Raw genomic sequence first — 11,778 nt, 5'->3', positions numbered from 1 at the left:
GCGCCCGGGCCGCGCCTTTCTCTCTTCCTTTCATAGGATCCAGGTTTTGAACAGCTCCACGTTTTTCACCCAACGCAAAGTCGTTTTCCTGCTGGCCTCGCTGTGCTGCCTGCTCTGGGGCAGCGCCTACCCGGCGATCAAGAACGGCTATGCGCTGTTCCACATCGCCGCCGATGACATTCCGTCCAAGCTGGTGTTCGCGGGCTGGCGTTTTATTTTTGCCGGCCTGGTGCTGCTGGTGTTTGCCCTTGTCAGCCGCAAGCCGGTGTTCCAGCTGGACCGCCGCACCTTCGGCCAGGTCACGCTGGTGGGCCTGACGCAGACCAGCGTGCAGTACGTGTTTTTCTACATCGGGCTGGCTTATGCCACGGGCGTGAAGAGTTCCATCATGAACGCGACCGGCACCTTCTTCAGCGTGCTGCTGGCGCATTACATCTACAAGAACGACAGGCTCAGCTTCAACAAGGTGCTGGGCTGCGTGGTGGGTTTCGCGGGCGTGATGGTGGTGAACTTCAGCGAAAGCCTCTTGAGCTTTGATTTCACGCTGCTGGGCGAGGGCTTTGTGGTGATCGCCGCCTTTGTGCTGTCCGCCGCCAGCATTTACGGCAAAAAGGTCTCGCAGCGCGTGGATTCCGTGGTGCTCACGGGCTGGCAGCTGGCCATTGGCGGCCTGGCCCTGTTGCTGATCGGTCTGGCCACCGGAGGGTCTCTGACGGGCTTCACCGTCAAATCTACCCTGCTGATGGTTTACCTCGTGGTGCTGTCGTCGGCGGCGTTTTCGCTGTGGACGATTCTGCTGAAGTACAACCGGGTGAGCATGATCACGGTGTTCAACTTCATGGTGCCGATTTTTGGGACCATGCTGTCGGCAATGTTCCTGGAGGAGCAGTTCCTGGAGTGGAAAAACGGCCTGGCCCTGGTGCTGGTCTGCTATGGGATCTGGCTGGTGACCATGGAGGAGAAAGAGAAGCCCGCAGATTGAATCTTTGGTGGCGAACTTCTCCCAGCCCGCCGAACCAGAGAATTACATCGGCATGCGGTCCCGCCCATCCCGGACGCCCTGCCGCACTTCCTGGATCGCGCCCAGCAAGTCCCAGAACTGCTTGGCCTGGACTTTGAGGCGGTAATCGGTCTGGGCAATCTGCTCTTCGACCATTTCGGTCATGCGCGAATCCAGGTCGGCTGGCGGCAGCTTGAGGTAGGCCTCGCTTTCCGAGCCGTCACGCACGATGGTGGCGCCGGCCTTGCGGGCGATGTTGAGCATGGCGGTGTTTTCGCTGAGCGCGTGGATGAACATCATGTCGACGCCGTCGTTGCGGGCGTGCATCACGGCGCGGTCGAACAGGCGCGAGCCGTAGCCCCGGCCGCGGGCCTGGGCCAGCACCGAGACGCCGAATTCGGCGCAGCTCTTGAGATTCGGGTCGGTCGAATGCGCCAGGTGGGCCATGGCGATCAGCTGCAGCTTGCGGTTGTAGATGCCGAAGATCTCGTCCCGGTCGAAGTTGAGGCCGTCGACATAGCGGCGGATTTGTTCGTCATTGGCCGAGTAGCCGAAGCGCAGGTAACGGTCGTGTTCATCCAGGGCCAGCAAGTGGGCGGCGATGCGTCCCCCGTGGCTGGGGCCTATGGAGCGGATGGGAACCATGACGGGCTGGACGCGCGGGACGGCAGGCGTCTGCGGCGCGCTCGTCTCGGCTACAGGCGGGCGGAAGAACTCCTTGCTCGCGTTGTAGGAAGCTTTTAACAGTGTGCTGGGTGAGACCATGGCTTCAATATAAGGGTTTTCCCTAGAATTCCCAGTCTAAGGGCTTCTCCGGGGCCTTCAATAGGGAGAGCTGCCAAAATCGCCCCGGATTGCCACTTTTCCGCAAAAGCAGGGCTTGGCGAGCTATAAAAATCATAGCCAATTGGCATGGAAGATGAAAATGTTGCAATGCAGCAACACAATCCAAACCGCGATCCTGCCAAATCCAGCACACAGCCATTGGCTACCCGCTTGTTGACGCAGGCCTGACTCGCTTCACGCCCTCACAAAGGCACGGCCGTGGTCGCCTTGACCCGGTCCAGCACAAAGCTGGTTTTGCAGTCCTGCACGCTGGGGTGCTTGAGCAGGGTGTCCATGATGAAACGGCTGTAGTGGGCCATGTCCTCGACCAGCACGCGCAGCAGATAGTCCATCTCACCGGTCAGCGCGGCGCATTCGGCGACCTCGGGCCAGGTCTGCACGCTGGCGCGGAACAGGTCCATGGGGTTGCGTTTGTGGCTTTCGGTGTGCTTTTCGAGGCGCACGTTGAGGTAGGCCGTCAGGCCCAGGCCCACAGCCTCGGGTTTGACCAGCGCCACGTAGCGGTCTATGACGCCACTTTCTTCCAGCCGCTTGACGCGCCTGAGCACCGCGCTGGGCGAGAGGCCCACCTGTTCGGCCAGCTGGTCGTAGGTGGCGCGGCCGTCGTCCTGAAGTTTGCGCAGGATCTGGCGATCGAGCTTGTCGAGTGTTTCCATGCTGCTTATTTTGCAGGTTTACTGCGTCAAAGGCAATTTTAACGCCCTGTTTCGCAGTAAAACTGATGCCGGACGCCGCTAAAGTCCAATGCATAGCCCACCATTTTGGAGACACGCATGAACGCACGCACCGACACCGCCCTGAACTTTGAACAAGGCGCGGCCTGGGACAACCCCATGGGGACCGACGGCTTTGAATTCATCGAGTACGCCGCCCCCGACCCGGCTGCCATGGCGGCGCTGTTCGTGCGCATGGGCTTCAAGCCGATTGCCAAACACCGCCACAAGAACGTGACGCTGTACCGCCAGGGCGGCATCAACTTCATCCTGAACGCCGAGCCCGATTCCTTCGCGCAGCGTTTCGCGCGCCAGCACGGCCCCAGCGTCTGCGCCATCGCCTTTCGCGTGAAGGACGCCAAGTTCGCCTACGAACGCGCCATCGCGCTGGGCGCCTGGGGCTACGCCCACACGGCGGGCCCGGGCGAGCTCAACATCCCGGCCATCAAGGGCATCGGCGACTCCATCATTTATTTCATCGACAAATGGCGCGGCAAGAACGGCGCGCAGCCCGGTGACATCGGCAACATCGGCTTTTACGACGTGGATTTCGAGCCGCTGCCCGGCATTGCGGGCGATGCGCTCAATCCCGCCGGCCACGGCCTGACCTACATCGACCACCTGACGCACAACGTGCACCGCGGCCGCATGGACGAGTGGGCCGGCTTTTACGAGCGGCTCTTCAATTTCCGCGAAATCCGCTATTTCGACATCGAAGGCCAGGTCACCGGCGTGAAGAGCAAGGCCATGACCAGCCCCTGCGGCAAGATCCGCATCCCGATCAATGAAGAGGGCAACGAGAAAGCCGGCCAGATCCAGGAGTACCTGGACCGCTACCAGGGCGAGGGCATACAGCACATCGCCATGGGCAGCAACGACCTGTTCGCCACGGTGGACGCGCTGCGCGCCAGCGGCGTGAAGCTGCTGGACACCATAGACACCTACTACGAGCTGGTCGACAAGCGCATCCCGGGCCACGGCGAAAGCGTGGCGGACCTGAAGAAACGCAAAATCCTGGTGGACGGCAAAAAGGGCGCGCTGCTGCTGCAGATCTTCAGCGAAAACCAGCTGGGCCCCATCTTCTTCGAGTTCATCCAGCGCAAGGGCGACGATGGTTTCGGCGAAGGCAACTTCAAGGCGCTGTTCGAGAGCATTGAGCTGGACCAGATGCGCCGCGGGGTTCTGGCGGACGGAAAGACGAGCGGGAAAGCGGGCGCACAATAAAGCTCCCTTTGACCCACCCCTCACGGAGATTTCCATGTCCCTTCGCTTGAAATCGCATCGCCCGCTGGCCGTACTCGGCCTGGTTTCGGCCGCCTTGCTGGCTTGCGCCGGCGCCTCGGCCCAGACGGTCGTCAGCATGACGCCGGCGTCCAGCCTGGACGCCGTGCAAAAAGCCGGCGTGCTGCGCATCTGCACGCCGGGCGACTACAAGCCTTTCAGCTTCCACAAACCCGACGGCACGTTCGAAGGCATCGACATCGACCTGATGACCTCGTTCACGGCCAGCCTGGGCGTGAAGCCTGAATACATCAAGACCAGCTGGTCCAACCTGATGCCGGACATGACGGCCGGCAAGTGCGACATCGCCGTGGGCGGCATCTCGGTGACCACCGAGCGGCAGAAGAAGGCCTTTTTCAGCGCGCCCTATATGGTCAACGGCAAGACGCCGATCGCGCGCTGCGCCGACGTCGCCAAATACCAGACCGTGGCCGACATCGACAAGCCGGCGACGCGCGTGATCTTCAACCCCGGCGGCAGCAACGAGCGTTTTGCCCGTGCCAACTTCAAGCAGGCGCAGATGCGGCTGAACCCCGAGAACCTGACGATTTTTGACGAGATCCTGGCGAATCGCGCCGACGTGTTCGTCACCGAATCGGCCGAGGCCATCACCCAGCAAAGGCTCAAGCCGGGCCTGTGCGCGATCAACCCCGACAAGCCGCTGCAGTACGGCGAAATGGCGTACCTGCTGCCGCGCGGCGACGTGCCTTTCAAGGCCTACGTCGACCAGTGGCTGCACCTGGCGCGCGCCGGCGGCGAATACCAGCGTGTGGAGAGCCAATGGCTGAAGTAGCCGACAGCAAGAACAGCGGCGGCACCCCGCCGCCGGCGGTGTACGGCCAGTCCGACCGCCCGCCGCGCGGCGATTACGCGCGCGGCGGCCAGGTCAACGCGGACTACACCTGCCCGCAGAACTACGCGGCCTATACCGCGGAGGACCACGAGACCTACCGGCGCCTGTACGCACGCCAGTCGGCCCTGTTGCCGGGACGGGCCTGCAGCGCCTTTATCGAGGCCCTGCCCAGCCTGGGCGCGAGCGACGCGATCCCGCGCTTTGAGGACATCAATGCGCGCCTCTTCAAGGCCACCGGCTGGCAGCTGGTGGGCGTGCCGGGGCTGATCCCCGAGGTGCCGTTTTTCACGCTGCTGGCGAACCGCAAATTCCCGGTGACGGACTGGATACGCACGCCGGCCGAGTTCGACTACATCGTCGAGCCCGACATCTTCCACGACCTGTTCGGCCACGTGCCGCTGCTGTTCGACCCCAGCTACGCCGACCACATCCAGGCCTACGGCAAGGGCGCGCTGAAGGCGCATGCGCTGGAGCACGGCACACACGGGACAGAGCCGATTCCCGGCGCGGTGGAAATGCTTTCGCGCCTCTACTGGTACACCATCGAGTTCGGGCTGATGCGCGAAACAAAGGGCGGCGACGAGGTCCGTGCCTACGGCGCGGGCATCCTGAGCAGCCCGGGCGAGCTGGCCTGGAGCGTAGAGTCCGCGGAACCCAAACGCATCCCGCTGCGGGACAACGACGACCTGCTGCGCTGCATGTCGTCGACCTACAAGATAGACACCTTCCAGCAGCAGTATTTTGTGATCGACAGTTTTGAGGCGCTGCTGAGGCTGACGGAGCCGGACTTCACGCCCTTCTACCGGGCGCTGGCCCAGGCGCTCGCCGCAGCCTAGGCGGGGCTGGCCATCCAGCCGTTGAGCGCGTGCCGGGTCTGCTCGGCCAGTTCGCACAAACGCGCCACCTGCTGCCCCGCATCGGTCGGCCACTGACCCTGCAGGCAGGATTGCTCCAGCACAAAGCAAGCGTCGCTGAGCGCCTCGGCGCCCACATTCGACGCCGCGCCCTTGAGGGCGTGCGCCGCGCGCGAGAGCTCGGCGCTGTCCGAGGCAGACAGCGCTTCACGGATGTCGTCAATACGGTTCGGCGCGTCGCTGGCGAACAGCGCGATCACCTCGCGCGTCATGCTGCGCTCGTCATCGTCGAATTCCTTGAACTGCTCCAGGCGGCTCCAGTCCATCAGGACCACTGAAGCCGCTTCAGCCCCCGGCGGATTGCCCAGGGCAAGTGCCGCTTCGGCCGCCATGATTTTCGCGGCGCCTGCGTCCTCGGGCTTGCGGGCGTAGCGGGCCAGCGCCTCGGACAGCTCGTCGATGCGCAGCGGCTTGGGCAGAAAGCCCACCATTCCGGCCGCCAGGCAGCGCTGGCGGTCTTCTTCGAGCACCGAGGCCGTCAGCGCGATGATGGGCGGCGCGGCGGCGCCATGTGCGGCGATGATCTCGCGCGAAGCGGCAAAACCGTCCATCACCGGCATATTGGCGTCCATCAGCACGGCGGCATAGGCCCGGGGGCCGTCGCGGCTGCTCACGCCGCCTTCGGGGCGCAGCGAGGCGGCCACGCGGTCCGCCGCCTCCCGCCCGTTGAGGGCGGTGGCGGCCTCGTAGCCCAGCTTGGCCAGCATGGCCAGCGCCACCTTGAGGTTCACCGCGTTGTCGTCGGCCACCAGGATGAACTGGTTGCGCGACTCGGGCTTGCCGGTTTCGGCCACGGCCTTGACGGCTTCCGGCGCCGAGGTGACACGGGCGATCGCCTCGAAGAGCTGCGACTGCCGGTAGGGCTTGAGCAGGCGCGCGTCAAACACCTTGGCCTGCTCACCGGTGGGCATGGTGCCCGAGGTCAGCAACACGATGCGGCTGCCCGGGTGGCGTTCGCGCAGGGTCTGGGCAAAGGTCTGGCCGTCCATCTCGGGCATGTGCATGTCGGTCACCACCACGTCCATGGGCGGCTGGCCCCGCAGCCAGTCCAGCGCTTCGGGGGCACGCTCGAACAGCGCGGGCTCCATGCCCCAACGCCTGAGTTGCTTGTCGAGGATGCGCAGGTTGACAGGCGTGTCGTCGACCACCAGCACACGCTTGCCGGCCAGGCTGACCATGTGCAACGAAGACAGCTTGGCGATCTCCGGCGCGTCGGCATAGCCCAGCCGCGCGGTGAACCAGAAGGTGGAGCCCTGGCCCGGCGCGGATTCCAGCCCGACGCCGCCGCCCATCAGCCCTGCCAGGCGCTTGCAGATGGCCAGCCCCAGGCCGGTGCCGCCGTATTTGCGGGTGGTGCTGGTGTCGACCTGCGTGAAAGACTGGAACAGCGCGGATTGGCGGTCCAGCGGGATGCCGATGCCGGAATCCTTGACGCGGAATTCAATCAGCCCGCCGCGCTCGGGCGTGGCGTCCTCCAGCACGTGGGCCGAGACGATAACCTGGCCGTGCTCGGTGAACTTGACGGCGTTGTTGACGAAGTTCAGCAGGACCTGGCGCAGGCGCGTGACGTCGCCGCGCACCCAGGTGGGCAGCTCGTCGCCCATGTCGACCAGCAGCTCCAGGCCCTTCTCCCTGGCGCGCGGCGCGCCGATGTCGCAGGCCTCCTCGATGGTGGCCAGCAGGTTCAGCGGCTCGTTTTCCAGGTCCAGCTTGCCGGACTCGATCTTGGAAAAATCCAGGATGTCGTTGATCACGCCCAGCAACTGGTCGCTGGAGACGCGCATGGTGTGCAGGTAGTCGCGCTGCTCGGGGTCCAGCGGCGTGTCGGCCAGCAAGGTGGTCATGCCCACCACGCCGTTGAGCGGGGTGCGGATCTCGTGGCTCATGGTGGCCAGGAAGGCGGCCTTGGCGCGCGCCGCGGCGAGGGCCTCCTCGCGGGAGGCGGCCAGCTCGGCGGTGCGGCTGGCGACCCGCGCCTCCAGCGTCTCGTTGGCATCCTGCAGGGCAATGTTCTGCGCGTCGATGGCGGCGCGGTTGCGCAGGATTTCCTCGGCGCTGTCGTGCATGGCCTGCGAAAGCTGCCGCACCTCGGTGATGCGGGCGTTCTGCTGCACCTGCGGCACTTCGGCGCGCGCCAGCTGTCCGGCAGCGACGCTCAAGGCCCGGAAACGCCGGCTCAGGCGGTAGGCCAGCCAGGTGGCCAGCAACGCGCCCAGCACCAGCGCCAGGACCATCACGCCCAGGGTGTTGCGCAGGGCGGCCTGGCTGGCGGCGGCGAAATCGCTTTCGGGGGCGGCCACCACCAGGCTCCAGCGCAGCCCCAGGCTCTCGCCGAACGGTTTGAGCACCACGATCAGGGTATCGCCCTCCATGGGCACACGGTGCAGGAAGGCGATGCGCTGCACGCTGTCGGGAAGGGTCTGGCCCAGGCTGGAGGCCACCTCGTTGTAGGCGCTGCGGATGATGGGGTTGCGGCTGTCCAGCGGCTTGCTGCGCTCCAGCTTGCCGCCGGCGCTGGTGAACAGCGGGTCTATCGTCGAGTTGGCGACCAGCAGCCCGCGCTCGTCGAGCAGGAAGGCGGTGCCGTGGGCGCTGAAGACCATGGTCTGCAGCAACTCCTTGAGCTGCGCCAGGTGCAGGTCCACCGCGAACACGCCCAGTGAGCCGCCGTCCACCCCGTACACCGGTTGCGCCAGCGTGATCAGCAACTGGTTGTGCGCCGCCGAGGGGGACACGGCCGTGAAGCTGCGGCCCTTGTTCTCCATGGCGGCCTGGTACCAGGGCCGGGTGCGGGGTTCGTAGTTTGCGGTATCGGCCGAGGCTTTCTGCCGGCGGTCGCCCGGGTATTCGGCCGAGAAATAGCTGCGGCCCTGCCCGCCTTCCTTGCGCACCGCCACCTGCGTGGCGCCATTGCCGCTTTGCGACAGCGCCTCCACGCCCAGGTATTCGCCGCGGTGTGTCGCCAGCACCATCTGGGGCACACGGGGGCTCATGCGGGTCATGGCAAACGCTGTCTGCTCGAACAGCGTCGGGTTCTGAATCAGCTGGCGCGCGCGTGCCACGCCGGCCTCGCCGGGCTGCTCCTGGACCAGGCCGTTGAGCACGACGTGGGCCTGCGCCAGGTGCTCCTGGGTGCTGATCTGCACCCGTTGCGCCACGCCGTCGACGGTCTTCTCGGCCAGCGTCTGCACGCTTTGCAGGTTGCTGCGGTACAAAACCCACCCCACGGTGGCGGCCGGCACGATGGAAAACAGCAGCAGGCTGGTCACCAGCACCGCGCGCAGCGACCAGCTGCGCCCGGGCAGGCTGCCTGCCGCGGCGCCCATCTGGCGCGCCGTCATGCCAGCCCCACGATTTCCACGGTGTCCAGCGGCTTGGCGCGCCCGGCGATCTGCACCAGCGCGCGCCGGCCGGTGCGCACCGCGCCGGTCACCAGCCGCGTGGCCTGCACGCTGGCGGCGATGGTCCAGTCCAGCGGAGGCTTGCCCTGGAACAGCCTGAGCGTCGCGGCCACCGTGTCGCCTATGGGTGTGGTCTGGCCGGAGCGGCCTATCAAGCCGTCCAGGCGCGCAAAGGCGACGGGGCCGCTGTGCAGGGCCACGCCCAGGGCGAAGTTCGGCAGGCCGCGCTCCGGAAAGCGCTGGCGCACATAGGTGTCTATGCGTTTGGTGGCGTCGGCCAGCCCCAGGGCCGCACGCATCGCGCGCAGGCCGTGGTTGACGGAATGGGTGTCGGCGGCGTCGACAAACACGCAGAGCATGCCGTCGCCGACGAACTGCATGTAATGCGCGCCGAACAGGTAGACGGTGTCGCCGACGCTGCTGTACAGCCGTTTGACGACGTCGCTGAGCTCCGGGCCAGACAGGCACTGCGTCCACAGGCCGTAGTCGCGCATGTCGGCGAACAGCACCGTCGCGCTGGCGAATTTGTCGTTGTCCTGCACCGCGCCGGTTTCAGGCCACTGCTGGCTCAGCGACTGCGCCATGCGTATCTCATAAAGGTCGCTGATCTTCTGGCCCTGCTCCACCAGCGCCAGTTGCACGGCCTTGTCCACGACCTGGGCGCGCATGGCCTCGGCGCGCGTCAGCTTGTTGAGCTGCGCATTGACCGCCTCGCGCAGCTCCTGCGGGGCGAAGGGCTTGGTCAGGTAGTCGTCGGCGCCGGTGGTCATGCCCTGGCGCATGTGGGTGCGGTCCTGCAGCGAGGTCAGCAGGATCACGGCGATGGTGGCCAGCGCGTCGTCGTTGCGCACCCTGTCGAGCACCTCAAAGCCGTCCAGCTGGGGCATCTGGATGTCGCTCACCACCACGTCAGGCCTGAATTCGCGGATCAGTTCCAGGCCCTTGGCGCCGTCATCGGCCTCCATGACCTCGTGACCCTCCTTCTTGAGCACCTGGGTGACCAGCATGCGTGTGCCTGCGTCATCATCAATCACCACGATCAAGGGCATACCAAACTCTCGCTGTTGTGTTTCTGGGGGCCAAGGCCGTATTTTGTCGGGAACTGCCCCGAAAATCGCAGCGCAACGCTGCTTATCAACCCGGTTTTTTTCACAAGTGCCGCGCTGTCGCGTCCAAACGCAAGGAATCCGTCTGAGGAGCGGAGGAAGAACCCTCTGCGCCCCCGCGCGGATTGGCAATGGTGGCGCGGTGATGCGCCCAATTCAGCGCTCACGCAACAGCGCTCCCAAAATCGGGTGTAATCCTTTTGCCTAGCGGGTAACTCCTCCTACAAAAAGAGGGCGTAATAGTTTGTTACTTCGCTTACGATATCCTCTAAAAAGAGGAGCTCTTCCTTATTCACGAAATGGCCGGTTTTCGGGGAAATAAAGCTCCTGACAAGAGGCGTTCAACGCCCATGGCAGAGTTACAAAAGTACCGCAGTCATTCCATCAACCGAAACACCTGGAGAAATTTATGGGCCTTTTCATGAAAGAACACGACATCTACATCGGAACGATGCTGGATGAATTGAACCTGCGTTTTGCTCCGTCGCAGGGCAAGGATTCGCACTTCGGCGGCATCCTGGAAATGGTCGACCTCCAGAAAGAGTTCAAGCTCTTCAAAAAGGGCCGCTCGTTCAAGATGAGCTGCGCCGCCCTCAATCTCGGCGCCCGCAACAACGAGGTCAAAAACCTCTGGCAGAACCTGCTGGGCAACCTGTATCGGCACGGTTCCAACAAAAAGGGCCTGGACGGCGACGCCGCCATCGTGGACGCCCTCATCAAGAACCTGGCCGCCAAAACACCGCTGCCGGTTTTCTTCACCTCCCATGACATGCGCGGCGACAAGGCCAACACGGAAGTGAAGATCATCGACAAGAGCCAGCCCATCCATTACCTGGAGCAGGACTACCTGACGATCTCCATTCCGATGCAGCCGATCTCCGCGGTCAAACAATCCGCAGCCAAGAAAGCGGACGCCAAAAAAACGGCCGCCAAGAAACCGGCCACCAAAAAGTGAGCGGGATGACAGGCTCCCATGATGACCGGGCGTCTGTCCGCTGACCATCCGCTTGCCGCGCTGTACGCGGGCATAGACCGCTACTACTCGCACAAGGTCAACATCCACGGCCCTACCCCTGCGGGGGTGGACTGGCCCTGCCTGCCCACGCAGGAACTGCGTTTTGAGCAGCTCCTGCGCGTGTCCGGCCTGCACGCGCCTTTTTCGCTGAACGACATCGGCTGCGGCTATGGCGCGCTGCTGGCCTTCCTGGCCAAGCGGCACCAGCATGCGGCACGCGTCGACTACCTTGGTGTGGATCTGTCCGCCGCCATGGTGGCCCAGGCGCGCCTTTTATGGCGCAAGCGCCCACTGACGGACTTTCTCGCGGCGAACGCCAGCCCACGGGTGGCGGACTACTCGGTCGCCAGCGGCATCTTCAATGTCAAGCTGAACCAGCCGCGGGCTTTGTGGGAAACCTTCATCGCCCGGACCCTGGCCGACATGCGCAGCAACAGCCGTGTGGGATTCGCGGTCAATTTCCTCGCCCCGCTTGCGGAAAGTGAAATGGATCCGCCGGAACTCTACCGCGCAGCGCCGGAGCGCTGGCAGCGGCACTGCGAACAGGTCCTGGGTGCTACGGTCGAGGTGTTGCAGGCATACGGACTACAGGAGGAATACACCCTGCTCGTGCGGGCGCCCCTTTGAGACGGCCGCAACGGCCCACGGT

10 protein-coding genes are annotated in these 11,778 nt (G+C 64.5%); 6 read left to right on the top strand and 4 right to left on the bottom strand.

What is annotated here, in order from left to right; translation table 11 throughout:
• Nucleotides 1-46 precede the first annotated feature (46 nt).
• Nucleotides 47-982 (top strand): DMT family transporter, encoded by a 936-nt coding sequence (locus AC1D1F_RS18425; protein ID WP_477696188.1) that lies wholly within the window; start codon nucleotides 47-49, stop codon nucleotides 980-982.
• A 42-nt stretch (nucleotides 983-1,024) separates the two neighbouring features.
• Here AC1D1F_RS18425 and AC1D1F_RS18420 read toward each other — a convergent pair whose 3' ends face one another.
• Nucleotides 1,025-1,765 (bottom strand): GNAT family N-acetyltransferase, encoded by a 741-nt coding sequence (locus tag AC1D1F_RS18420; protein ID WP_477696187.1) that lies wholly within the window; start codon nucleotides 1,763-1,765, stop codon nucleotides 1,025-1,027.
• 263 nt (nucleotides 1,766-2,028) lie between these two features.
• The gene (locus tag AC1D1F_RS18415) at nucleotides 2,029-2,502 is read right to left on the bottom strand and encodes an Lrp/AsnC family transcriptional regulator (RefSeq protein WP_007867295.1); all 474 of its coding nucleotides are present in this window, start codon (nucleotides 2,500-2,502) and stop codon (nucleotides 2,029-2,031) included.
• 117 nt (nucleotides 2,503-2,619) lie between these two features.
• Between AC1D1F_RS18415 and hppD the strand changes: the two genes are divergently transcribed.
• Genes hppD through phhA form a run of 3 tightly spaced genes read left to right on the top strand, consistent with a single transcriptional unit; the run spans nucleotide 2,620 to nucleotide 5,529 of the window.
• Nucleotides 2,620-3,783 (top strand): 4-hydroxyphenylpyruvate dioxygenase, encoded by a 1,164-nt coding sequence (gene hppD / locus AC1D1F_RS18410; RefSeq protein ID WP_477696186.1) that lies wholly within the window; start codon nucleotides 2,620-2,622, stop codon nucleotides 3,781-3,783.
• Nucleotides 3,784-3,817: 34 nt separating this feature from the next.
• The gene (locus AC1D1F_RS18405) at nucleotides 3,818-4,633 is read left to right on the top strand and encodes a transporter substrate-binding domain-containing protein (RefSeq protein WP_477696185.1); all 816 of its coding nucleotides are present in this window, start codon (nucleotides 3,818-3,820) and stop codon (nucleotides 4,631-4,633) included.
• Nucleotides 4,621-5,529 carry a phenylalanine 4-monooxygenase gene (phhA, locus tag AC1D1F_RS18400; RefSeq protein WP_477696184.1) on the top strand — a complete coding sequence of 303 codons (909 nt, stop codon included), beginning with the start codon at nucleotides 4,621-4,623 and terminating at the stop codon, nucleotides 5,527-5,529. The genes AC1D1F_RS18405 and phhA overlap by 13 nt, the downstream gene beginning before the upstream one ends.
• On the opposite strand, the gene AC1D1F_RS18395 is transcribed toward phhA, so the two are convergent.
• Both AC1D1F_RS18395 and AC1D1F_RS18390 read right to left on the bottom strand, forming a co-directional pair.
• Nucleotides 5,526-8,948 (bottom strand): response regulator, encoded by a 3,423-nt coding sequence (locus AC1D1F_RS18395; RefSeq protein ID WP_477700796.1) that lies wholly within the window; start codon nucleotides 8,946-8,948, stop codon nucleotides 5,526-5,528. The two genes, phhA and AC1D1F_RS18395, sit on opposite strands and share 4 nt — an antisense overlap.
• Nucleotides 8,945-10,057, bottom strand: coding sequence for a response regulator (locus AC1D1F_RS18390; protein ID WP_477653964.1), 1,113 nt, complete (start codon nucleotides 10,055-10,057; stop codon nucleotides 8,945-8,947). The genes AC1D1F_RS18395 and AC1D1F_RS18390 overlap by 4 nt, the downstream gene beginning before the upstream one ends.
• A gap of 466 nt (nucleotides 10,058-10,523) precedes the next feature.
• On the opposite strand from AC1D1F_RS18390, the gene AC1D1F_RS18385 reads away from it, so the two are divergent.
• The gene (locus tag AC1D1F_RS18385) at nucleotides 10,524-11,069 is read left to right on the top strand and encodes a hypothetical protein (protein WP_477700795.1); all 546 of its coding nucleotides are present in this window, start codon (nucleotides 10,524-10,526) and stop codon (nucleotides 11,067-11,069) included.
• A gap of 21 nt (nucleotides 11,070-11,090) precedes the next feature.
• Nucleotides 11,091-11,756: a methyltransferase gene (locus AC1D1F_RS18380; RefSeq protein WP_477700794.1), complete on the top strand. Its 666-nt coding sequence runs from the start codon at nucleotides 11,091-11,093 to the stop codon at nucleotides 11,754-11,756.
• Nucleotides 11,757-11,778: the final 22 nt, after the last annotated feature.

It is taken from the genome of Polaromonas sp. P1_H6 (genome assembly GCF_056405195.1).
The sequence above is the reverse complement of the archived record's forward strand: the minus strand, read 5'-3'. Positions and strand labels throughout refer to the sequence as shown.